At 51.7% G+C, this 24,257-nt stretch carries 20 protein-coding genes and 1 tRNA gene; 8 read left to right on the plus strand and 13 right to left on the minus strand.

Going from position 1 to position 24,257, the window contains the following annotated elements:
- Positions 1–14: 14 nt before the first annotated feature.
- The 4 genes from FYJ52_RS03110 to FYJ52_RS03125 form a co-directional block, all read right to left on the minus strand.
- On the minus strand, positions 15–722 hold the full coding sequence (locus FYJ52_RS03110) for a hypothetical protein (RefSeq protein ID WP_154575809.1): 708 nt from the start codon (positions 720–722) through the stop codon (positions 15–17).
- 85 nt (positions 723–807) lie between these two features.
- Positions 808–1,764, minus strand: a complete 957-nt coding sequence (locus FYJ52_RS03115; protein ID WP_154575810.1) for a cation diffusion facilitator family transporter — start codon at positions 1,762–1,764, stop codon at positions 808–810.
- Positions 1,765–1,788: 24 nt separating this feature from the next.
- Positions 1,789–2,643, minus strand: coding sequence for a deoxyribonuclease IV (locus tag FYJ52_RS03120; protein ID WP_154575811.1), 855 nt, complete (start codon positions 2,641–2,643; stop codon positions 1,789–1,791).
- A gap of 80 nt (positions 2,644–2,723) precedes the next feature.
- Positions 2,724–4,001, minus strand: a complete 1,278-nt coding sequence (locus FYJ52_RS03125) for a GGDEF domain-containing protein (RefSeq protein WP_154575812.1) — start codon at positions 3,999–4,001, stop codon at positions 2,724–2,726.
- Positions 4,002–4,227: 226 nt separating this feature from the next.
- On the opposite strand from FYJ52_RS03125, the gene FYJ52_RS03130 reads away from it, so the two are divergent.
- Genes FYJ52_RS03130 through FYJ52_RS03145 form a run of 4 tightly spaced genes read left to right on the plus strand, consistent with a single transcriptional unit; the run spans position 4,228 to position 8,772 of the window.
- The gene (locus FYJ52_RS03130) at positions 4,228–4,806 is read left to right on the plus strand and encodes a manganese efflux pump MntP (RefSeq protein ID WP_154575813.1); all 579 of its coding nucleotides are present in this window, start codon (positions 4,228–4,230) and stop codon (positions 4,804–4,806) included.
- A complete protein-coding gene (locus tag FYJ52_RS03135; protein ID WP_154575814.1) occupies positions 4,806–5,684 on the plus strand; it encodes a DMT family transporter in 879 nt (292 codons plus the stop codon). Before FYJ52_RS03130 ends, FYJ52_RS03135 begins: the two co-directional genes overlap by 1 nt.
- Positions 5,685–5,735: 51 nt before the next feature.
- The gene (locus FYJ52_RS03140; protein ID WP_154575815.1) at positions 5,736–6,989 is read left to right on the plus strand and encodes a 2-hydroxyacyl-CoA dehydratase subunit D; all 1,254 of its coding nucleotides are present in this window, start codon (positions 5,736–5,738) and stop codon (positions 6,987–6,989) included.
- A gap of 31 nt (positions 6,990–7,020) precedes the next feature.
- A complete protein-coding gene (locus FYJ52_RS03145) occupies positions 7,021–8,772 on the plus strand; it encodes an acyl-CoA dehydratase activase (RefSeq protein ID WP_154575816.1) in 1,752 nt (583 codons plus the stop codon).
- A gap of 41 nt (positions 8,773–8,813) precedes the next feature.
- On the opposite strand, the gene FYJ52_RS03150 is transcribed toward FYJ52_RS03145, so the two are convergent.
- Positions 8,814–9,791: a hypothetical protein gene (locus tag FYJ52_RS03150; protein WP_154575817.1), complete on the minus strand. Its 978-nt coding sequence runs from the start codon at positions 9,789–9,791 to the stop codon at positions 8,814–8,816.
- 153 nt (positions 9,792–9,944) lie between these two features.
- Here FYJ52_RS03150 and FYJ52_RS03155 point away from each other — a divergent pair, with 153 nt between their 5' ends.
- Positions 9,945–10,787, plus strand: coding sequence for an undecaprenyl-diphosphate phosphatase (locus tag FYJ52_RS03155; RefSeq protein WP_154575818.1), 843 nt, complete (start codon positions 9,945–9,947; stop codon positions 10,785–10,787).
- A gap of 124 nt (positions 10,788–10,911) precedes the next feature.
- Here FYJ52_RS03155 and FYJ52_RS03160 read toward each other — a convergent pair.
- Positions 10,912–10,987, minus strand: a tRNA-Val gene (locus FYJ52_RS03160).
- 224 nt (positions 10,988–11,211) lie between these two features.
- Between FYJ52_RS03160 and FYJ52_RS03165 the strand changes: the two genes are divergently transcribed.
- Complete coding sequence (locus FYJ52_RS03165) at positions 11,212–13,194, plus strand: fructose-1,6-bisphosphatase (protein WP_154575819.1); 1,983 nt, start codon at positions 11,212–11,214, stop codon at positions 13,192–13,194.
- A gap of 73 nt (positions 13,195–13,267) precedes the next feature.
- Here the strand turns inward: FYJ52_RS03165 and FYJ52_RS03170 are convergent, their stop codons facing one another.
- Positions 13,268–14,155 carry a DegV family protein gene (locus FYJ52_RS03170; protein WP_154575820.1) on the minus strand — a complete coding sequence of 296 codons (888 nt, stop codon included), beginning with the start codon at positions 14,153–14,155 and terminating at the stop codon, positions 13,268–13,270.
- Positions 14,156–14,235: 80 nt separating this feature from the next.
- Positions 14,236–14,523: a Veg family protein gene (locus FYJ52_RS03175; RefSeq protein ID WP_154575821.1), complete on the minus strand. Its 288-nt coding sequence runs from the start codon at positions 14,521–14,523 to the stop codon at positions 14,236–14,238.
- Positions 14,524–14,943: 420 nt separating this feature from the next.
- Between FYJ52_RS03175 and pheA the strand changes: the two genes are divergently transcribed.
- The gene (gene pheA, locus FYJ52_RS03180) at positions 14,944–15,837 is read left to right on the plus strand and encodes a prephenate dehydratase (RefSeq protein ID WP_154575822.1); all 894 of its coding nucleotides are present in this window, start codon (positions 14,944–14,946) and stop codon (positions 15,835–15,837) included.
- A gap of 4 nt (positions 15,838–15,841) precedes the next feature.
- Here pheA and FYJ52_RS03185 read toward each other — a convergent pair whose 3' ends face one another.
- Positions 15,842–17,215 (minus strand): MATE family efflux transporter, encoded by a 1,374-nt coding sequence (locus FYJ52_RS03185; protein WP_154575823.1) that lies wholly within the window; start codon positions 17,213–17,215, stop codon positions 15,842–15,844.
- On the opposite strand from FYJ52_RS03185, the gene FYJ52_RS03190 reads away from it, so the two are divergent.
- Complete coding sequence (locus FYJ52_RS03190) at positions 17,171–17,479, plus strand: cupin domain-containing protein (RefSeq protein WP_328598752.1); 309 nt, start codon at positions 17,171–17,173, stop codon at positions 17,477–17,479. The genes FYJ52_RS03185 and FYJ52_RS03190 overlap by 45 nt on opposite strands.
- Before the next feature lie 346 nt (positions 17,480–17,825).
- On the opposite strand, the gene FYJ52_RS03195 is transcribed toward FYJ52_RS03190, so the two are convergent.
- From FYJ52_RS03195 to FYJ52_RS03210, 4 genes are all read right to left on the minus strand, one after another.
- A complete protein-coding gene (locus FYJ52_RS03195; protein ID WP_154575824.1) occupies positions 17,826–18,773 on the minus strand; it encodes a Cna B-type domain-containing protein in 948 nt (315 codons plus the stop codon).
- The gene (locus FYJ52_RS03200; RefSeq protein ID WP_154575825.1) at positions 18,773–19,615 is read right to left on the minus strand and encodes a class C sortase; all 843 of its coding nucleotides are present in this window, start codon (positions 19,613–19,615) and stop codon (positions 18,773–18,775) included. Before FYJ52_RS03200 ends, FYJ52_RS03195 begins: the two co-directional genes overlap by 1 nt.
- Before the next feature lie 256 nt (positions 19,616–19,871).
- Positions 19,872–21,422: a SpaH/EbpB family LPXTG-anchored major pilin gene (locus tag FYJ52_RS03205; RefSeq protein WP_154575826.1), complete on the minus strand. Its 1,551-nt coding sequence runs from the start codon at positions 21,420–21,422 to the stop codon at positions 19,872–19,874.
- 193 nt (positions 21,423–21,615) lie between these two features.
- A complete protein-coding gene (locus FYJ52_RS03210) occupies positions 21,616–24,162 on the minus strand; it encodes a Cna B-type domain-containing protein (protein WP_154575827.1) in 2,547 nt (848 codons plus the stop codon).
- Positions 24,163–24,257: the final 95 nt, after the last annotated feature.

Genomic DNA, 24,257 nt, shown 5'->3' on the forward strand with positions numbered 1-24,257 from the left:
GAAGCCTCTTCGGATTATTTCGCTTCGAATGTTTTGGGAATAATGGACGCGTCGGTCTGACGCACCATTCTGACTGAAATCGTCCCCTTGGTGTAGGTCTGATTTTTGGTGTTGTAACGCACCGCCGCGACGTTCTTGTGGACGTCGGTGGTGTTGATTTTCCGGTTGACCCAATAAATATTGAACCCGTAGCGCTCGGCGTCGTAGGCCTTGCCCTTGTGGTTGGGCAGCATGACCCAGGTGTAGCGGTTCTGCACGGTTTTGACCGGCTGATGCATCACCTTGGCCAGCTTCTTGCTCACGTAGTGTTCGTAGTGAGAGGGGACGCTGTAGGCTGTGGCGTCGCTCATGTAGCGGTACTGGCCGGTCAGGGTCTTCGTGTAATAATACTGGCGCAGGGAAGAATTGACGTCCGCCTCGCTGTGATCGAGCACCAATGCCGCAAGGGTCTCGCAGCCGACCCGCTCCGGCGCCTTTGAGGTGTAGGCGATATGATCAGAATCGACGGATTTCGTTTTGACCTTCGTCACCTTTACCGCCGCCTCGCTGCCGGAGTTGGCCATGCCGGCATAATGGTTGCGCACCGCAAAGCCGTGGAGCTGCGCCATCCAAAACAACGCAAGGACCACCGAGGCCACCGCCGCGGCGTAAATGATGCGCAGCGCCCACCTCGGCAGCTCAAAAGAACCCGGCACGCGGCGCTTTTTGTTTTCTTGTTCCATGTCTTCTTCTCGTTTCTATAGGGTTGTCAACTGACGCTTAATTATACCACGGCGAAAAGCCGCTCTCAACTTTCACAGGCGCCCCTTAAGACTTTTTTATTCCTTCCTGGGCTTCGGCCTTCTGCTGCAGGGCCTCTTTCTTTTCCTCCGGCAGATCGACGTCCGGGTTCACATGGATCATGCAATGCTTCAGGTTCGGGTAGCGCGCCTCTAAAATATTGTGCAGAGATTCCGCAATGGCGTGCGCCCGCTGAATGTCAAGGGTGTGGTCCACCGCAATTTCCAAATCGACGTAGAAATTCGCGCCGAAGGTCCGGCTGCGCAAATCGTCGACGCGGACGACGCCCGGGTGATGTGCCGCCACCTTAAGAATCGCCGCCTGCGTCTTTTCGTCCACCGAGCGGTCCACCATTTTGTTGACACTGTCCTTCCCGATGTCAAAGCCGACCTTGATGACCATCAGCGCGATGATGATTTGGGCCAGCGGGTCGAGAATGGGCAGGCCGAGGCGGGCGCCGGCAATCCCGATCAGCGCTCCGACCGACGACAGCGCGTCGCTGCGATGATGCCAGGCGTCGGCCTTGAGGGCGCCGGAATTGACGCGATTGGCTGCGCGGATGGTGTAATGATACATCCATTCCTTGACGGCGATGGACACCACGGCCGCAATCAGGGCGAGCATCCCGGGCACCGCGATGGGCTTTTTCGAGGCGATGGTCTGAACGCCGCTCCAGCCGATCAAAAACCCCGTGACAGCGAGCAGGCCCGCCAGAATCAGCGAGGCGACGCATTCCATCCGGTCGTGGCCGTAGGGGTGCTCTTTATCCTCTTTTTTCGAGGAGATGCGCACGCCGACGATGACGATGATCGTCGAAAACACATCGGAAGCCGAGTGAATGGCGTCGGAGATCATCGCCCCGGAATGGGCCACGATCCCGGCCAAAAGCTTCATGGCCGAAAGGGCAATGTTCACAATGATCGAAACGATCGACACCCGCGTCGCGGTTTGGGCGAGGGTCGATGGGTGTTGCTTGCTTTGCATAAAAATCATCTCTCTTTATTTAATCTATTCCGCTTCCGCGAAAACCTGGCGCAGCCGCATGATCTCGCTGCGGTAGCCGCTGTAATGCGACTGGGGCGTTTCGAGGAAAAAGGGCAGGCCCTTCAGTGCCGGGTGGCGCACCAGCCGAGCGAAGGCGTCCCAGCCGATACTGCCGGCGCCGAGCTTTTCGTGGCGGTCTTTGTGGCTGCCGAAGGGGGTTTTGCTGTCGTTGAGGTGCACCGCCTTCAGCCGGTCGAGGCCGACCACGTCGTCAAAATGGGCGAGTACGCCGTCGAGATCGTTCACAATGTCGTAACCAGCAGAATAAACGTGGCAGGTGTCCAGGCAGACGCCCATGCGATCCGGCACCTTGACCCGATCGATAATCGCCGCGAGCTCTTCGAAGCTGCGGCCGATCTCGGTCCCCTTGCCCGACATCGTCTCCAGCAGCACCGTCGTCGTCTGGAACGGCGTCATCTCGGCGTTGAGAATATCCACAATTTCGTCGATGCCCGCGGCCGCGCCCTGGCCGGTGTGGCTGCCGGGGTGAAAGTTGTAAAGGGCGCAGGGCAGCTGTGCCATGCGCGCGAGGTCATCGGCGAACGTGGCGGCCGCAAACTCGCGGGTCGTTTCCGTTTTGGAGGCCATGTTCATCGTGTAGGGCGCGTGAGCCAGCAGCGGCCCGATGCGGTGAGCGTCCAGCTCTTTTTTAAAGACCGCGATTTCGTCGGGATCGAGGGCGCGGGCCGCGCCGCCCCGGGGATTTCGCGTAAAGAACTGAAAGGTCGAGGCGCCGACGGCGCAGGCGTCCTTTAAAGCGGCCAGGTATCCCTTGGCGATCGACGTGTGGGGGCCAATAATCAAATCGGTGTGAGCCATCGTATGTCCTTTCTGGTGAAAAAATTGAAAAACAGCCAGCGTTCACTGGCTGTCGTGTCATGTGGTATTCTATTTGTAGATTATGCTTTGGGATGAGCCGCTTCCCATTCGGCGATCTTTTCGTTGAGGCGGGCGTTGGCCACCGATTCGGCCTCCTCGAGGGTGGTCCCGTCGTCGGGCATGACCGCCTGGCCGAAGGACAGGCCGATTTCCGGACAGTGCGGGTATTTCGACCGTTCGATTTCCATTTCGGTGCGGGCGTTTTCGACAATTTGAGCGATCTGCTCCGCACTCTTGGCGTGGCGGATGAACAGGGCGAAATAGGCACCGGAGTACCGGCCGATGACATCCTGGACCATCAGCGACGTCGACAGCACAAAGCCGAGGCGGTGGAGCATCTGGTCGCCGACCTTTTCGCCGCAGACGCGGTCGATTTCAGACAAGCCGTTGAGACAGACAAGGGCGAAAACCCGCTGGCTCTGGTCTCGGGCTTCGAGAATCCAGTTGATGGTCATCATCGTCGACGGGCGGTCCTGCAGCCCGGTGACAAGATCCATGTGGGCGCGGCGCGGCGCAGTCGGGCTCGAATCCACCGGCTCGATGTGGCCGATGGTGTGGGGGCTCACGGCGCCGTGAACGCTGATGGTCGTCGGTGTGCACGTCGCCCGGCGCCATTCGTATTCCCCGTCTTTGCGCAGGCCGAGGAAGTCCACTTCGGTGGCCGTCCGGGACATGAGCGCCTTTTCGTACTCCCGCACGGTGCTGATGTGCACTGTTTTGTGATTGCGCAGGTTTTCGAGATAATGATCGATCACCTGTTCTTTCACGCCGCCCTTTTCGTCGCGCAGAATGTAGAAGAAGCGGTCCTGCTCGACGTCGTAGTCGAAGCTCGAGGTCGCCTCGTAGCGCGCGATGTTGCGGTAATTCTGATTGAATGTGATGGTCGTCGGATCGACTTCTTCTTCGTTGTCAGATCCTGTGATCATCATGCCGACCTTCGGGTATTCGTACTGCCGCTGGACGCACCAGATCCGCAGGTGGGCCTGCAGCATGATCCGATCGTCAAAAACGAGACGAGCCGTCATTTCGCCGCTGGTGCCCTCGGCACTCTGCCGCAGGCAGCGGATGACGTTTTTGCGGTCGGGTTCGTAGATTTTTGAGAAGACGTTATCCTTCAGGGCCGCTTGTTTCTGGCTTTTGTAGCCGAAAAGACGGCGGTACCAGGTATTGCGGTAAACCGGCACCAATTCCCGCCCTTTTTCGATTGTAAAAATGACAACCCCGCAGGGCAGATCGTCAAAATAACTAAAATCCTCTATGAGCTCTTCAAGCTGATGCTTTTGATCCCGGGATGCCATAATTTCCTCCAAATTTAAACTGATCTATATGTTGTCCGTTTTTTCGATAATAAGCTGTATGTTTAAAATATTCTATCATATCCCTTCCCTTTTAACAAGCATTCGGCGCCTTGCAGCTTGCTAACTTAAGGCCTTCATTGCGCCCCGCGCCCGGTTGTGTTATACTCTTTTCTACTTTTAAATAAGACCGATATTTTTGACGTCAATAAAGGAGAAATTTAGCACTATGGGTTTTGTCGGAATTTTATTGTTGTCCTTCGGGCTGGCCATGGACTCCAGCGCGGTTTCAGCCTGCGAGGGCTTGGCCATGCCGAAATACAATGCAAAGCTGGCCGCGACCATTGCCTTGTCTTACGGCGGCGCTGAAGGGTTGATGGCCTTCTTAGGCTGGCTGCTCGGATCGCAGTTCTACAGCTTGATTTCGTCTTTCGACCACTGGGTCGTCTTCATTCTGCTCTCGATTATCGGCGGCAAAATGATCTGGGACGCCTTCCACGAAGATCCGGCCGATCAGGCCAAGGCGTCTTCGGAACATTTTTCGCCCCAGGAAATCATCCTGCTTTCCATCGTCACCTCGGTGGATGCTTTAGCGGCAGGGGTCAGCTTCGCCTTCATTAAAATTAACGTGCCGCTGGCCGTGGCCATGATCGCCATCGTCTCTGCCGGATGCTCCTTCGGCTCCACGCTGATCGGGCATTTCATCTCGGCGAAATTCGGGCGGGCCGCTGAAGTGGCCGGCGGAGTGATTTTGTTTTTGATCGGCCTCTACGTGCTGCTGCACGATCTCGGCGTGGTGGCCTTCTGATGAACCGCTTCGACATTCACAACCGGCGCCACGCCGAAGGGCTGCTCGCAGCCGTTATCTTCGCACGCTCGACCTCGTTTCTGCTTGTCAAGCACTGCCTGACGGCTTTTTCTGTGTTCAACCTGCTGGCGGTGCGCTTTACAATCGCGGCCGTTCTGCTCATCGTCATTTTCAACCGCCATTTGAAAGGCTTGCGTCTCAAAACTCTCGGCCGCGGCGTCATCCTCGGGGTGGTGTTTTTCGCCATGATGGCCGGCGAAACCATCGCCTTATCGAAAACCTCGAGCTCGACGACGGCCCTCGTCGAAAGTTCCGCGATCATGCTCGTGCCTTTCCTCTCCTGGGCATTTTTTCACCAAAAGCCGACGAAGGCCAACGTTGTCGCAGCGGCCGTCGCCTTTACCGGCGTCGTCTTCACCATCGGCCAGAGCGGCCGCATCGTTTTAAGCCCCGGCATCATCTGGTGCCTCGGGACAGCCGTGATCTACGCCCTGTCCGTCATCGTCACCGACGCCTTTTCAAAGCGCGACGACGCTTTCACTCTCGGCGTCATTCAGGTGGCCGTCATGGCGGTCTGCTCGGTGATCGCAACCTTCCTCGTCGAGACACCGACCCTGTCCGCGCCGGGCAGCGTTTGGGGAAATGTGTTATACTTAGCTGTAGTCTGCTCGGTGTTTGGCTTTGCGATTCAACCCTATGCCCAGTCCGGAACCACTTCCAACCGGGCGAGTCTGTTTCTCGCCATCACCCCGGCGACGGCGACAGTTCTCGGCGTGATTTTCCTCCACGAGACCTTGACTTGGCTCGGCGCGGTCGGCGTCGCGCTCATTCTGTCGTCTTTCTTTCTGGCCAACCGCCCGCCGAAATGGCTGCGCTGACCGGAACCCATTGAATATTGAAATGAATCATTTCTGCGAATAGGAGTTTATATGGATATCGTACATCGCTACGGCGAATGGATCAAAAACAAACTGCCGGACAATCCCAAGGCGGCCAGCCGTTATATCCGCTTGGGGCTGCGCCTCGAAAGTTTCGCGAAGCGCCACCTCGGCGACAAAAACGTCCCACTTCCTTACCGGGATCTAAACTGTCTGGCCCTGGACGGGATGCTGCACACCCTGGAGCATCCGGAATCCGCCGCCTGGACCAATTTGTTCACGCCGGTCGAGATTCTTCAGAATTTCGATTTGACCTGTCTGTCGATTGAAATGATGGGCTCGTTTCTCTCAGGCTTCACCATCGAAGACTGGTGCATCGACCAGGCCGAGGCCGAAGGCATCGCCCCGACCCTCTGCTCGTACCACAAGGCCTTCATCGGCGCCGTGGACGCCGGGCTGATCCCCATGCCGAAATGCGCGGTGACGACGTCGATCGTCTGCGACGCCAACCTCCAGACCTTCCGCTACACCGCCGATTCGAGACACATTCCGACGACACTGCTCGACATCCCCAACGAAAAGACGAAGGACAGCCTGGCCTACGTCGTGAAGCAGCTGAAGGATTGGATCGCCCAGCTCGAGGACTTGAATCATCGGGCTTTCGACCTCGACAAGCTCCGGGATACCCTTGACCGGGAAAACCAGTCCTTCGAGGCCTACCGCCATTTCATCGAGCTGACCCGCACGCGGTATTACCCGTCGACGCTGACGCTGCAGATGTTTGTGCTTTACGCGTCCCACCTGATCATCGGCAGCCCTGAGGCCTTGGATTTCTTCAAGCGCATCGAAACCGACGCGGCGTCCCGCCCGGTGTTCTCCGGTAAGCGCATCTTCTGGCTCCACGTCCTGCCTTTCTACGAACCGGCGCTGAAGCACGCCTTCAATTTGAGCAAAAAATACCAGATTCAAGCGACGGACATGAACCTCGACTACAACCTGCCGTTGGACCTCGACCATCCTCTGGAGGCGCTGGCCGAAAAAATGGTGGACAACATCTTCGTCGGCCCCCTCGACCGCCGCATCGATGCGGAACGCCGGCTGATCCGAGAAACTGGCGCCGACGGCGTCATTTCCTTTAATCATTGGGGCTGCAAGCAAATGGCCGGGGCCGCCAATCTGATGAAAAAGGCCCTTTCGGACACAGGCATCCCTTACCTGATTTTGGACGGCGACGGCATCGATCCGCGCAACAGCCCGGAAGGTCAAATCAAAACCCGGCTCGAAGCGTTTCTGGAAATGCTGTGATCACAGCGATGCAAAGTAAAGAGAGAACAACATGCTAGCTTATATTTGTAAATACACGCCCATCGAATTGTTTGAATCCATTGATGTGGAAATGGAACTGATGGAGCCGGAGGTCGTTCAGTTTAACCGGGCGGAGGCGCTCCTCCACCCCAACGTCTGCGCCTACGTCAAAGGGGTCCTCGAAATGTTCGCCGACCTCGTCAGCAAGCGGGACGACGTCGAAGGGATGATCATCACCTCCTGCTGCGATTCCGGGCGGCGGCTTTACGACGCGCTGAAGGCGACATATCCCGACAAGTTCATCTACCTGCTCGATTTGCCGCGCAAGGTGACGCCCGAGGCCGTGAAGCTGTTCACGAAAAACGTGAGTACCATGATTTCGGCTTACAGCGAACACACGGGCCGCGCCTTTTACAGCGACGGCATGATCCGCCCGCTGAAGGCTTATCTCAAGGCCCACCCGCCTGCACTGCAGAGCGATGCACCCGCAGACGCTAAGGTCAACGTCGGCCTTATCGGCGCGCGGTGCAGCCAGTCGCTCATCGACACCCTCCACGCCCACGGCGCGAAGCTCTTGTTTAACGTGACCTGCAACCATTTGGCCCGTCTGTTCAACCCGGCGGAAATCGGCCGCCTCGAGGATTACTGTGAACAGCTGCTGGCCCAATTCCCGTGCATGCGCATGGCCGGTGCGGAAGACCGCCTGAACATGCTCGACGATTTTGAGGACAAGCTCGACGGTCTGATTTACCACACCGTTAAATTCTGCGACCAATATCATTACGAGGCGGCCGCCCTGAAAAAACTCGAGACTTTCCACGTGCCGGTTTTAAACCTGGAAACCGATTTGACCCGGCAGTCCAGCGGCCAAATCAAGACCCGCGTCGAGGCCTTTATCGAAGAAATCTCGGCGAACAAATCGAAAGCAGACACCCAGGCAGACGGCGAAGCGGCACCGGCTGATACGCCCGAAGCGGTGAAGCTGGTTCCCGCCGAACACCACGCCGCGCCCTACGTCCTCGGCATCGACAGCGGCTCAACTTCGACCAACACCGTCATCATCGACGGCAGCGGCCAGCTGGTCGCCTGGGACATCGTCCGCACCGGCGCAAAATCCATTTTGTCCGCCGAAAAAGCGATGCACCAGGTGCTGGATAAGGCCGGGCTCAAACGGGAGGATCTCGCGCGGATCGTCTCAACCGGCTACGGCCGGGATCACCTGCCCTTCGCCGACGCAGATCTGACAGAAATCACCTGCCACGGCAAGGGGGCCCACGCCTTCGACCCGGCGGTGCGCACCATCCTTGACATCGGCGGCCAGGACAGCAAAGCCATCCGCCTGAACGCCGCCGGGGACGTCGTCGATTTCGTGATGAACGACAAGTGCGCGGCCGGGACGGGCCGCTTTCTCGAAATGATGGCTCACACCCTGGACGTCTCCCTCGAGGAGCTGGGGCAGTTGTCCTTAAAATCCAAGGAAGACATCCGCATTTCGAGCATGTGCACCGTCTTCGCCGAATCCGAAGTCATCTCGCTGATCGCTGAAAACAAGGAGCCAGAGGACATCGCCCACGGCGTTCACGCAGCTATCGCAGGCCGGGCGATTTCCCTTTTGCGCCGGGTCGGCATCGAAGAAGCGGTGATGATGACCGGCGGCGTCGCAAAAAACCCTGGTATGGTGGCCGTGCTCGAAGATCAGCTGGGGCTGAAGCTCAGAATCGTCGACGAACCCGAAATTGTCGGCGCCTACGGCGCGGCCCTCTCAGGGCTCGAGCAGCTTTAAACGAAGGCTTTGCATCCGATGCGGCACACAGACGGACCCTCTCAATAGCGCAGAGGCTTGTCCGTCTGTTTTTTTGTGATGAGGCGCACCGCCACCGCTGACGCGCCGAGGGCCGCGGCCCCGAGGGCGATCCACAAAAAATAAGTCGGCAGCCCCCTTGCGGGGACGAGGTAGGCCAAGAGGGTCACCGCACCGGCCGGCGGAAACCACAGCCCCCAGCGCCACGCGAGAAGCAGCACCAAAGCGAAGGCTGCCGCCGCAGAGATCCAGGCAGCGATCCCCATCGTCTCGGTGAGTGCGAGGCGGCATCCGGCGCCGAGTACGGCCGCCGCGGCGCAGAGGATCAATATTTTCACAAGCAGCAGTATCGGAATCGGCTTGGGGTTGTCGACGATGCCGGCCGCGCCGACAATCAGCGGCGGCGCGATGAACATCATGTGCCCGAGGCGCACGCCGAGAACCGCCAGGATCAGCACGAAAGCCAGGAGGAGCCCGAAGCGGATCAGCTGCACCTTCACCGGCAGAGCGCCCTCCTGTTCAGGCTGCGCCGCGCCGGCACCGCCGTGCACGGCTCCCGAAAGCAGCAGAATCACCGAGGCCAGAACCGCGACGGCGGCGACGTATGCCGACGTGTCGACGCCGAGGATCACCGGCAGCATCACTGCCGAAAACACCGGGTAAAGGCTCGAGCGGCTCAGCACGATCAGCGCCGCGCCGCAGCCGTAGCCGGCCGCGATTTTCACCAGCAGCGGCGCCGGCAAAAGCGCGGAAATCCCGTAGCCCAAGACCCCGGCGATCACCATCATGGCCACGCCTTTTTGGGGCTCAACCCGCCACGGACAGACCGGCGCAATCCAGAAGCCGATGGTCAGCGCTGCCGCCTCCGGGAAAATGATATCCTCGATTTTAAGGATTTCCGCCGCACCGACCATAGCCCCAATCACGGCGAGGGCCAAACCCAAAACGAGGCCTTTTGACGGCGCGCTGTCCCTTGCGGTACGCTTCTCTTTCATTTTCATTCAACCTCTCTCTTCATTAATCTAAATTTTTTCTAAAATATCCCGCTCCGCACTTTTCCGCGGGAATTTCTATGATATAATCAATCCCATCATAACACAATTTGCTTATATCGCATGGATTATCATGCGAATTAATAATCAAATACGAAAGGAATGTGTATGCTTAATATTATTAAATCGGTTATTTTCGGCATTGTGGAAGGGATCACCGAGTGGCTGCCGATTTCCAGCACTGGCCATTTGTATCTCTTTCAGTCTTTCATGAATTTGAATGAACCCAAGGCTTTCATCTCCATGTACATGGTCGTCATTCAGCTTGGCGCGATTCTCGCCGTCGTGCTCTTGTACTGGAAGCGGCTGTGGCCGGTGAGACGGATCCGCACCACTAAAGACCGGGTCGGCCGTCTGGGCTGGGACCACGACATTTTGCAGATGTGGCTCAAGGTTATCATCGCGACGATTCCGGCGGCGGTCATTGGCGGGCCCTTCGACGATTTCTTCGAAGCCCATTTCTACAATCCGACATCCATCGCCGTCATGCTCATCTTGTTCGGGATTTTGTTCATCGTCGTTGAAAACCGCAACGCGACCAAAAAGGCCCGGGTCTACAGCGTTGACGATTTCACCTACCGAGACGCGATCATCATCGGGCTGTTCCAGCTCATCGCCGCCCTCTTCCCCGGCACGTCCCGCTCCGGCGCGACGATCATCGGGGCGCTCATGATCGGCATTTCCCGCACCTCCGCGGCGGAATTCACGTTCTTCCTCGCCATTCCGGCGATGTTCGGCGGCACGCTCTTAAAGCTGCGCCACTTCCACCATTTCACCGGCGACCAGGGCGCAGTCCTCGCCGTTGGGATGATCGTATCCTTCGTGGTCTCGGTGCTCGCCATTAAATTTTTGATGAATTACATCAAGACCCACGATTTCAAGGCTTTCGGCTGGTACCGCATCGCCCTCGGGATCATCGTGCTTGCCGTGGGGTTCCTCATTTAGCCAAAACAAAAAACGGACCGAAAGGTCCGTTTTTTTGTTAGCCGCGATCTTTTTTTAGTAAACGGATGTCGCTTTTAGGCAATAAAAAAACTCCGAAACAAAGTTTCGGAGCTGTGTGATCAAATGGTGATCCCTACAGGGCTCGAACCTGTGACCTCCACCACGTCAAGGTGGCGCTCTTCCAGCTGAGCTAAGGGATCAACTCGCTGAGTACTTGATTAGTATAACCATTTATGAGAATTTTGTAAAGTCTTTTTTTATTTTTTTTGCCAATTTTTTCGAGCACACCCCTTTCTCGATTTTTAAGGTCTTTTCCGACAAATCGTTGTATAATTGTTTTACTTAATCGGCATTATGTTGTATACTAATTATACTAAAAATCATAATCAAGTGCGATTTATTGGTAATCATGGAAAGGGAAAAAATGCAGAATTTTACAAAAACTCAGCTGAGAAAGAACAAGAAATACCTGGAGCTGCTCTCTAAGGATTTTCCGTCGATCACCTCGGCGGTCAGCGAAGTCATCAACCTGCGTGCGATTTTAAACCTCCCGAAGGCGACGGAGCATTTCCTGACCGATATCCACGGGGAAGATCTCGCGTTTAACCATGTCATCCAGAACGGCTCGGGCGCCATCCGCCGCAAAGTCATGGAAGAGCTCGGCAACACGGTTTCTCTCGAAGATTTGGAAGAGCTGATTCCGCTGATTTATTACCCCCAGCAGAAGCTCGACCTGATCAAGCAGGAAAAGAAGGGCAAATACCTGACCAATTGGTACGAGCTGACGATTTACCGCCTGGTCAAGGTGTGCCGCGCCACGGCCGGCAAATACACGCGCTCTAAAGTCAGAAAAAGCCTGCCGCCGGATTTCCGCTACATCATGGACGAATTGATTCAGGAAGACGAAAAGCGCTACAACAAACGAGATTATTACCGCGCGATCATCCACAGCATTGTCGAATACGGCACGGCCGATCACTTCATTGAAGAAATTTCCACGGTCATCAAGCGCCTGACGACGGACCATTTGCACATCATCGGCGACATTTTCGACAGAGGCCCGGCTCCCCACCACGTCATGGACACGCTGATGCACCACCATTCGATGGACCTGCAGTGGGGCAACCACGACATCCTCTGGATGGGCGCCGCGGCCGGCAACCGCGCCTGCATCGCCTGTGCGGTCCGCATTGCCATGCGCTACGCCAACACCCGCGTCCTGGAAAACGGCTACGGCATCAACATGCTGCCCCTGGCGACCTTCGCTCAGAAAACCTACGGGGACGACCCCTGCACCGATTTCACTCCGAAGAACATCGCCGATAAAAACGCCAGCATCGACATCGACTTGATCTCGAAAATGCACAAGGCCATTACGATTATCCAGTTCAAAGTCGAAGAACAAATCATCGACCGCCACCCGGAATACCACATGGAAGACCGGTGCCTGATGCGCGCAATCGACCTGGAAAAGGGCACGGTCACCGTGGACGGCGTGGCCTACCCCCTCAACGATACGAATTTCCCGACCCTGGATCCAAAAAATCCGTCGAAGCTCTCCGAAGAAGAAGAACACGTGATGTCCCTGCTCTGCCACTCCTTCCGCCATTCGGAAAAGCTGCAGCGCCACATCCGCTTCATGTACGCCAAAGGCAGCCTGTACCTGACGTACAACGACAATCTGCTCTACCACGCCATCATCCCGCTGACAGAAGACGGCGAATTTGACACCGTCGTCTACAAGGGGGATACCTATTCGGGCAAGGCCCTTATGGACAAATTCGATCAGCTCGCCCGGGAAGCCTATTTCACGAACGCGCGGGAGACGCCGCCGCGCAACGACTTCCTGTGGTTCCTCTGGTGCAACAAAAAATCCCCGCTGTTCGGGAAGAAAAAGATGGCAACCTTTGAACGCTATTTTATCGACGACAAGACGACCCACCACGAAGAAAAAATGCCTTACTACAAGCTCATCGCCGACAGCGAAGAAATCGCCGATAAGATTTTGATCGAATTCGGCCTCGATCCGAAGGACGGCCACATCATCAACGGCCACACCCCGGTCAAAACGAAGAACGGCGAATCGCCGATCCGCGCCGGCGGCAAGGTGCTGTGCATTGACGGCGGCTTCGCCAAGGCCTACCAAAAGACCACGGGCATCGCCGGCTACACCCTGACCTACAATTCCTACGGGATGACACTGATCTCCCATCAACCTTTCGAATCCGTCGACGCGGCCATCCGCAACGGCGTCGATATCAAATCGACGAAGGAAATCGTCGAAACCAACAGCCGCAGAAAAACCGTCGCCGACACCGACATCGGCAAAGACCTTCGGGACAATATCTACGACTTGGAAATGCTCATCGCGGCCTACCGCAAGGGCTTCATCAAAGAAAAGGTGTAAATTCCCAATTTTCACACAAAAAAAGCAAGGGCGCACGTCAATATGCCCTTGCTTTTTTAATGCCTTACGTCTTTTAATCGACACGTTTCTTCCGCGGGACGCCGATGAAGAACACGCCAATGGCGTCGGGGCCGATATGGGCGCTGATAACCGGGTCGAGCGTGTGGATCAGCACCGAATTCGGGTGGATGACCTCGCGGATTTTGCGCGAAAGGTTCTGTGCCTTTTCGATGCAGTCGGTGTGAGCGATCATCACCGGACGATCGTCGGCGTCGGCGATTTTCTGCCCCATGCGCTTGACAATCGCATCGATGATGCCCTTGTCGCTTCGCGCCGACGCTTTGGCGTGAATACCGCCGTCCTCATCGACTGAAAGCAGCGGCTGACGCCCAAAGCTGCCCGCGAGGCGCACGCGCCCTTTAAGGCGGCCGGAACGGGCCAGCGTCTTCAAATTCGGGACGGTGAAATACTGGTGCAGACAATTGCGGTCGTCCTTGAGCTGGCCAAACACCTCAGTCAGGGTTGCACCCTTTTCCTGCATATCCGCCGCCTTCATCACCAAAAGCCCCTCGCCGAAAGAGACGGCCCGGCTGTCAAACAAGCAAATCCGGCGCTCCGGATATTTTTTTTCAAGGCGCGTCAGCACCGCTTTAGCCGTCGCGTACACGTCCGACAAGCGCGACGAAAAACCGATGTAGAGCAGATCATCCCCGTGGGCGAGGATTTTTTCAAACACGGCCTCGCAGGTCTTTTCGTTGGCCGGCGACGTGTGAATATCGACACCGTCTCTGAGCCGCTGATTCCAACCTCGCAGCGCTTCGCCGTCGTCGGCCAGCTCGCTGTCCAGAATCATCGGCTCTCCTCCGGCAATCAACTTCAATGGGATCACGCGGATGTCGTGCTCCCGGAACATCTGTGCCGGAAGATTGCACGCAGAATCCGTTACAATTGTGTAGGCCATATTTCCTCCTTATGTGTACTTTAAAAAAATAAAACCATACAGCTCAAGCGCTGTATGGCTATGGATTCACCTCATCGCGGTTACGCGGTCATGGCTTTTTCCGCTTCCTCTTCTTCATCCTTGATCAGCGCGATTCTGACGGCGCGCGTCAGTACGTCGGAGTACGAAAAGGACAGGCGTTCCGAAACATGACTTCTCGGATTTTCGACTCTAACGGTAAAAATGCTCGGATAAATTCCTTCGATTCTACCGATTTTCCGGTACAATTTCTTCTTGCTTTTATGCGCCTGAAGTTTGATTAAATCCCCTTTGTGAGATTCCACTTCGCGCCTGACATCATTCAAAGTCGCATGGATACGTTGCGGCATCTTTTTCACCTCGCTTGTATGTTGTCATTATTATAGCACGATGGTATCAAAAAGTAAAGGTGTCATATTATAGCAATTGAAATAGAAGATGTCAAGCTGTAAATTTGTGCAAATTATTTTATTTGTAATTAATTACATCATTTTGTTTTTGATATGGTATTTTTTCTGAAATTTTCATGCCGTTGACGTCTATATATTGATTTTTAGCCGATTTTAACCCCAATTTCTGCCGTTTATCAATGAAACTTAATGATTAATTTTCAAACTCTGTGAAATTTTAAGGACAATTTCTATTCTTAACATTTTCTTAATTAAAAAGAAAATGCCGCGATCTACACGCTCACTGAAAACTATCTTCCCCGTGGCTGCCGCTTTTGTGTTATGATTGAAAACACAATGTAAACAGAAAGGGAGACCATCATGGTATTCACCGGCGAACAGCAATCATCTATGGCTCGCTACCTGCAGATGAAGCGGCAGATGCGCCGCCCGCGTGCGGCCGGCCTCGTAGCCTATTCGGGCACGCGGGGTTCTTACGCGGAAGAAGCCTGCATCCGCTTTTTCGGGGAAAACCGGCTTTTTATCCCCCACAAAAGCTTCGAGGATGTATTCAAGACCATCACCGGCGGCGGCGCGGATTACGGGGTCGTGCCGATCGAAAACTCGACCACCGGTGCCATCAACGAAAATTACGACCTGCTCATCCGCTACCAGGCCGCGATTGTCGGCGAGGTGCTCATCCCCGTGCACCATTGCCTTCTCGGCGTGCCCGGGGCCGCCATATCGGAGATCCAAAGCGTTTACTCCCACGAGCAGGGCTTTTATCAGTCCCGGGATTTTCTCTCAAAATACCCGAATTGGACGCTGGTGCCCTACCACAATACCGCTGTTGCCGCGAAGATGGTGCACGACGCGGCTGATCCAACGAAGGCTGCCATCGCAAGCCAGCGCGCCGCCGAGATTCATCATCTCGACGTCCTCGCTGAATCGATCAACGGCGCGGACAACAATACGACGCGGTTCATCGTCGTCTCCCGACTGCTGGAGAACCGCCCGGGGCGCAACAAAATCTCGCTGCGCTTCACCTTATCCGATACGCCCGGCGCGCTTTATCAACTCCTCGGCATTTTCGACGCAGAGCATCTCAACCTCTCAAAAATTGAGTCCCGCCCGATTCCGAACAATCAATGGCACTATCAGTTTTTTCTCGATTTTATCGGTGAGATCGACGAAGACCACCTCGACGCCATCTTGAAGCGCGTCATGGCCCACACCCGCTCCTTCGAATTCTTAGGCTTCTACCCTCACGGTTGAGGCCTTATTTTTTTGTGTGCTGACCTGCCGCGCGCCGATTCAAAGTCTTAAACAGATCGAGAGTAAAGGGCAAAGCGATCAAAAAGGTCAACGCGTCTGCCACCGGCTGAGCGGTCTGCACCCCCATGAGGCCAAGGGTTCGCGGCAAAATTAAAATCAACGGAATGAAGCACAGGCCGTTTCTAAGCAGCGAGAGGAAGGTCGCCTTCCCGGCGATGCCCGCGCTCTGGTAAGTCATGTTCGTCATCGTAAAAGGCGGCGTAAACACGAGGGCTGCGCATTGGTAAACCAGGGCAGGCGCGGCGATGGCAATGACTTTGGGATCGCCGATGAACGCACTGACTACGCCTTTCACATTCAGACCCACCGCCAGGGCAAGCGCCAAGGCGACGCCTGTAGACAGGCCCACCGTAAACACAAAGGCGCTTTTCAGCCGTTGCCACGCCTGGGCCCCGTAGGAAAAGCCCGCCACAGGCTGAAGCCCCTGTCCGATGCCGATCACCACCGCGAAGACCATAAAGGTGACGCGGTTGACGATGCTCATCGCCGAAATCGCCGCGTCGCCCCATCCCGCGGCGGCGATGTTCAACAGCAGCGTCGACACCGTGTTGAGCCCCTGACGGCAGAGGCTCGGCATGCCCACAGATAGAATCTCCAGAATCACCGGCGCCTTGAGCTTCACCAGACGCAGCGACAGCCGCGTCGTCGTCCGCCCCGACAGGAAAAAATAAAACAGAAGCCCGAAGGCGATGATCTGGGACAGCGCCGTCGACAGCCCCGCACCGAAAATGCCCAAATGGCATTTAAACATCAAGAAAGGGTCGCCGGCGATGTTGAGCAGCGCGCCGATGGTAAGGCCCGTCGTTCCGAGAACCGCCCGGCCCTCGTAGCGCAGCACGTTGTTCATCAAGAAACTTGCCGTGATAAACGGCGCCGCCGCCAAAATGCAGCGTCCGTAAATGCGCGCGTAGGGCAAAATGGTCGGCGTCGCGCCGAGAAGGCGCATCAGCGGGTCGACAAAAATCAGACCGAGAGCCGTGATGGCGAGGGTGATGATCACCACAAGCGCCAGCCCTGTCGACACGGTAACGCTCGCATCCTGGGGCTTTTTCTGCCCGAGGCAACGGGCGACGATTGACCCCGAACCGTGGCCGCACATGAATCCCACCGCCTGGAGCACCGCCATCAGGCCGAACACAATGCCCGTCGCCGCCGACGCTGAAGTCCCGAGGCGGCCGACGAAATAAGTGTCGGCTGCGTTGTAGATGCTCGAGATCATCATTGAAATTATCGTCGGAATAGCTAAGGCCACAATCAGCCGGTGAACCGGGGTGTGCATCATTTTATTATACTGGGCGTTTTGCTGGCGCGCTGCCATATTCACATCTCCTTTCTGTATGTTTACAATCCATTCAATCTCTATTTTACGGTCAAACCCGCGCTGCCATTTTTTCACCAGCACATCCACGAAACGGAGCCGTATTATATTCTTTCGGGCGAAGGCACCTTTATCGACAACGACCAATCCAAGACATTGGTCCACGCCGGCGACACCTGCACGATCGAACCAGGCCAATGGCACAGTATGGAGAACAACAGCAGCGAAGATCTCATCTTCATGGCGCTAATCTACAACGACTGAAGATGATAACACCATAATTGGAAAGGACTGTGAAAAAGTAGCAATTTTTCACAAGTCCTTTTTTATGCTGCTTGCATTATTTGTCAAAATTTTATATTTTCTATTCCATTAAATTTGTAATAGATACCCTTGTTAATTTAAGTCATTCTAGTGAGTTTATTTTAACACAAAAAAAGGACCCTTGTGCCCATTTGTAAGGCCCATAGATCCTTGTCCTTTATCAAGCCACTTTTCCATAGTTTCAAATCATATTTTAACTTTTCCCTAATAAAACTTGCTTATCCAGAATTTCTTAACTGCAAAATTTATTGATGTTATCTGCTTTCTTTTACATTAATAACCGATCTTATTTTGTTTCTTGTTTCCTCATCCATATCATTCCCAAAGCTGTTATAGCGATCAAGCCGATCCAAAGCGCAGGATGATTATTATCACCAGTCTTGACTATCCGTGGGGGTGAGGGGTGAATCGTATTTGTAATAAAATAATTATAACCTTTTGATTTTATTGTCGATGTATACCCATCAGGAACCGAAACCTCTTTGATAGACCAGTCATGCCCCTTTGTTTCAAGACCAGTCCATCGACAAGTCCAATTATTCACATCACTCAAAATTTTTTTATCAACGCAAGTGCTGCTATCCAGAAGTTCCACCTGAATGTATTTAGGCCGTTTGCCGGCTTTGTCATTATTATCTTTCCATATTTTATAAACATTAATATCTGTTTGCTCCGGTACACTCTCTACTATACATTTTGGCTTTGCATCTGTTATTGTTCGTGTGGAAATACCATCTATGGTCGCCGGTAACGAAATGAAAAAAGAATAAGCAGTAGCCTTTTTCCCAGCGTCTGTTAACGATTGTGCTTGTCCGACCTGACGGAAAAAATATACACCATCCGGAAGGTGGTCAAATGTAATCTCACCATTACCATCCGTAATTGCCGTCTGCATGGGCTGAATATTGCGATGTGATGCTATGTACTGCTCTATTTTTTGTGTCGTTGAGGTCTGATTGTTTCCGTCGATCAAAACACTTTCTGAAAGACTTGTTGGTTTGGAAGAAAGACCGGCAAAATCCGCCGTATAAGTTATCTCATCTTCAGAATGATCTGCTAAAGCAACTTGATAAATTCCCAATTTAATGCCAGATACCGGTTGCTTTGTATTGAGATCAATCTCCGAAAGCGTAATCCTGCCCGCTGCATCTTGTGCCTGAATTGCCACAGGAAATACGACCAGTAATACCAGTACAGCAAATAAAATTCCTATTTTTTTTATTATGTTCTTCATTACTCCCGTTTTCCTTTCTTTGCCCTGCGAATTGCCATCAAGATCAATATAATAGCTGCGGAAATAGCAAGCACAGCAATCCAGAAATATATGTCCTTATGCCCTGCAAACAGGCCTAAAGCATTCTTATCTTTTGAAAAATCATAAGACGTTCTGGAACCCCGCACTAATAAACGGTGATCATTGATACCGAACGGCGTGCATGTCAGCAGCGTAACAAGGTCTTTACCCTTTTGAATCATAAGATCGCTCGTATTATCAGGGAGCACAACTTTAATCTGATCGACCTTATAAGCATAATGCTTATTGAGAACATGGATGAAGAACACGTCTCTTTTTTTGACCTCGGGTAAATCCGTGAACAATTTTTTCGATGCAAGCCCAGTGTGCGCACAAATCACAGCATGCGTACCGCTTCCTCCGATTGGAAGGGATGTATTTTCGACAAGACCCGCTCCCTTTAACAGTGTCTTCTCATCCGTTCCGTAATAAATTGGAAGGTACACATCGATAGATGGGATTTCAACATACCCGATCATCGTGCCCTTCTGCACCATATCGAAGTGCGCAAATTCTGTATCTGTAAAGTCCGTCTCGTTATGTCCGGTGAATGGATCAGCCGGAAAAGAGAAGGGTAATCTTTGGTTATAAGCCCGCGCTATATTTAATTCATTTTGAATCTTTTTGTTAGACATAGAACTGACCGCCGATTTGTAATCCGAAATTTCCTTATATGCGTATCTCTGGTTAACCCAATTCGCAAAGCTGGGGTAACAAAGAAGAATGATTCCACTTAATATGATAAGTGCTCCCACGACATAAAAAATTTTTTTTATTTTCATTGAGATGATGCTCCCCAGATGTCCCGAATTATTTTAGAGCCTGTTCTATACACAAACCCGTAAAACAAATGCCTTTATCCATTTCTTCCTGGCTTTTTCAGGACTGGCGAAGCGCTTTATCTTCAAGCCCGAGCTGAAATTGATAAAAGTCCAACCGTATTCTGCATCGGTGGATTTAATGCGTCATCCAATTATTTTACAGAATACGGTAGACCTTATGCTATTTTTTACTGTCGAAGACTATCGAAAGTAAAGTTTATTCGTCCGTTTTCTTTCTGCGTGAAGCAACACCAAAGAACGATCCACCCGCTATCAAAAGAGCTGCGCCTGCAACTAGAAAATACATGGCCGCCTTAGAACCTGTTTCTGGAAGAGAGATTCCTTTTGCATCCGCTATTCTAACCATCAGATCAATCGTGCCATTGTTATTTTCAATAGAAGTTTCAGCTGTGCCGGCCCCCGAAACGGTGATTTGGGCAATCCCATTCGGTGTATTGCCGCCTTGATCCGTTATTTCAACCGTCACAGGTGTTCCAAGAAGGGCGTATCCAGACGGCGCCTTCACTTCGGTAATGGTGTAGCTGCCAGCATCGAGACCCACAATGGAAACTAAACCATTTTTATCCGTTGTAACGGCTGCTTTGCCATCCACATCTTTATCATTATTTAAAACAACATTTCCATTTGAATCGTAAGTATAAGTTGCAATGACTTTGCCCTGGGAATTTTTAATTTCGAACTGGGCGCCCGCAAGATCCTTAGAATCGTTGTTTTTATCTACCTTGTGAATCTTAAATCCATAGGTATAAGTCGTGACTTTATCGGTTAGATGACCAGTCGACGTTCCCGGATTATTGGTATATTCAAGGTCGATATCGTTGGGATTTCCAGTTTTACTGTCTACTTTAGCTTTTTCATTGAGTTTAGCGGAATAGGTTAATTCAACGTTTTTGCCTTCGTTCGCCGCAATATAGCTTTCTACAAAATTAACAGCAAACTTGTGGTCTGAACTGGTGACAGTGTAAGTGTTGCTGCCTGGAGCGACTTCATGTCCATCAACGATCACTTTCAAGGTGCTTGCATCAAATGTAAGCCCATCTGAGAAATTATCATTCAGATTAAATTTCAAATTTTTTGCGTTTGCTTCATAAGTCGGAATTGCAGTTTGGACTCTATAATCCACCAGATCACCGATATTCACATTGTTTGCTTTTTTCCAATCGCTTGCTTCGTGTACATCTTTGTGATCAGCCACATTTTTCACAAGTGTCGTTTCATCATTTTTAGGTGTGACCGTTGTGTCCTTAGTCAGGTCAACCAGGATTGGTTTGGAGGCAATTTGACGATCGCCTGTCGTTTGCGTTTCGGCAATGACATAAAGACCGATGCCCACTGGATTGGAAATATCTGTAGCGGCAATATTATTAGCTTTTGCGTAATCAGCTAATGCCTTAGCAAGCTTGGCCGCTGCTGACGAATTATTGTAGGTTGTCTTGTTGTAGGAAAGGCCATCTGTTGCAACTACTTTTCCCGTCGCATTTTCTACAATTTCATTATCAGCATTTAAACTATATGCCTTGTTCGCGCCAAAGAATCCGGCGAAATTTTTATTCGCAGTGTACGTAAAAATTCCATCGGACGGATTCGATGCATCCATAACTTTATACGCCGAATATTTCGCACCTTCTGTCCCATTGATACTCAACTTCGCTGTCTGCACAGGACTTGCAAATGCAGTACTTGAAAGACTCAGTATCATGATTAGAGGCATCAGAAACATTGCGATTTTCGTCATCAATTTTCTCATAATTTTCTCCTCAGATTTTCTCCTTTTTCAGATTACTGTATACACAATATCCATTAATAACTTTTTCTCTTCTTTTTGGTATTACCCTCCTTTATTATTTATTCTCCATTTGTTATATGTACATGCGGCTCGCGGTATTGCTTTTTTAACCTAAATAAACAAAAGAGAAGGATATCATTGTAATAACCTATTTTTATAGCGAACTTCCCTTTTTATTAATAAGCACAAGCCATACTGACGAACCGAGCAAAAGGAGCATCATTCCTGCAAAATAGATACGGGCTGCCTGTAATCCTCCGGTTTCTGGCATATGAATCCCTTTATATTGGTATTTATTTGTTACCGTGAGATAGAATTGCCCGTTCTCATCCCGAGTGATTTTGCCGTATTCCGCTGTATATTGAGATCCTTTTGAGATTTCTTTAACAGTATATTGATATGGGATGCCCATAGAATCCGAGATTTCCAAATTTTGAAAGCTCCCCTTCCAACTGGAAGTTTTGCTTAAAGTGATGGTTTTCCCTGTCGCCTGGCCATTCCGATACAATTCCATTGAGACGCTGTCAGGACGATTGTTTTCTGAATCGTCCGCCCATTTTTTCTGAACTGTAACAGAGGTCTTATTCTTTCTCCTATTCACTAATACGAAATTTTCTGTGGTATGTTTGACGGCTTTATACAAATACAAGCCTGTATTTCCATAATGCTCATCGTTAAAACCGCCCGGAGACTGATTAGTTCGAAGCGTATAGTGATCCATTGCACAAATCATATGGGCGACTTGGTCTTTCGTATATCCCTGTTTTTCCAAATGTTTGCTCTGCGGCCAGTTTGCATCTCCAAGGGGAAATCCGTAAGCAAATTTTTCTCTTCCACCTGCTTTATCCTGCAGCGTCATGGCGCCTTGTGTAGAAAGATAATTTCCGCTGATGCTGGACTGGAAAGTAAATAAATCTCTGACGTAAGAACCATTTTCAGGGATTACACCTCTCCCTGCGTAATTGATGATCCATTTATGAGTATCTGAAACATCTGCATCTTTAATATAGGAATTAAACGTCTTTCCTCCGACCGTCACAGGCTTTGTCTGCAATGTAATCCCAAGGCTTCCCGTTCCGCCTACGTTGCCGGCATTTTTTTCGCCCAATGCGTATTGTGTGCCATTTTTATTTGCCGTTAATGCCGTTCTAGTAATGGCACTTTTGCCGCTGCCATCATCGGTTAGAGAGCTGCCACCGCCATTTACGTTATTGGGCCAACAGATCACCACATACTCTTCTCCGGTTTTTGATTTGTCTGGGCGATTGACCGGAAGCCATATTTTTTCTGTACGCACAGCAGCATCCGACGCATCCGCTGTTGCCATCTGGTAATCTTGCGATTTTCCATCCTTTCCTGTAACAGAAATTTCCTTTAAGCTATATGAAATTTTATTTCCGGATTGATCCTCCATTGGCACATTCTCGAAATTTCCTTTCCATCCGGAAGCCGCATTAACCTGGATTCTTTGAACTTCTTTTCCATTTGCTAACAACGCAATGGTAACCGTATCATCGTTATGATTTTCCTGATCATCCCATTGTTTCGTGACATTGATATCTGTTACATCATCCGCAGGCGTTGAATCCGGATTTGAATCCATCACATCACTGTATTTGTAATTGGAAAATGTAAATTTCGTTTCAGCCTGATCAGACAAATCGTCTTTTACCGATACTTTTTTAAACAAGTATACGGTCTTCCCACTGCCTGTCCGAAATCCTCCGGTTGACGCGTCATAGGTAAACAAACTGCTTGAATCAGCCGAGGAACTATCAGCTTTTGTGATTTTCCATGTCTTGCCGCCGTCTGTCAGAAATCCTTTGTATTGATTTTCATTATTACTTTCCTCTAGTCCCCACAATCGGTAAGCATTGCTTTTTAATACGACACCGCCATTTTCTACCTGCGCCCGCCAAGTCATAAAATCGGTATCATAAATCGATTGTCCGCCGAGCGTCTTGTAAAAGGCATCTTTTGTCAAAATATACTTAGCGTAGGAAGTTCCGTCTTTTCCCGTCAACACCCTGTCATTCAAAACATTGATCGCACCATCTGCCGTTGTCAGAACTCCGTTAGTCTGATAGGCTTCTGCTCTAAGCAATTTCACCGCACCTGCATTGCCGTCTGCAACAAGATAATCTGCCCCTTCCTCTATTTTGTTTACTGGGACATAGACACTGGCATCGCTGTATCCGGCCTGAAAATCAGAAGATGTAGAAGCATCATTGATACGATAATTTGCCGCGACGGAATCCGGCATGTTCTCAATCATGTGGTATTGAATCATATTTCCGGACAAATCGTAAATCGGATATTTATTTGGCAGCGTATATTCCCAGGTAGAACTGTCTTTCGCATTGGCTGCTGAAAGGGTAACCGTCGTAAGAGGATGAGCGGGATCAACCGTATAAAGAATAAATTCCAAACTTTTAGGCCGTTTACTGGTATCGCCATTTTCTCCGGACCATTTTTTTATGATGGTAATCGTTCGTTCTCCAACGGATGAATCTGCACTGCTTAAACTGCTTGTTGCAAGAGAATTAGGCTTGTTTTTCAAGGCTGCGTCTTTTTGATTCATTGAACTCGCGTAAGCGTTAGTCATTCCGTCTGATAAAACCATCCCGAAAACTAATACCACGGTCCATAAAAAAGCCAGCATCTGTACTTTCCATTTTGTTTTCTTTCTGAAATGTTTCATTCCACATCTCCTGCAATCAATCCTTATCCGTTATTCAAATCTGCCCTTTCTGGCATTTTTTAATACCCATACAGAGGCAAACAATATTTTTACTT

It is taken from the genome of Pseudoramibacter porci, from assembly GCF_009696145.1.
Lineage (GTDB): Bacteria > Bacillota > Clostridia > Eubacteriales > Eubacteriaceae > Pseudoramibacter > Pseudoramibacter porci.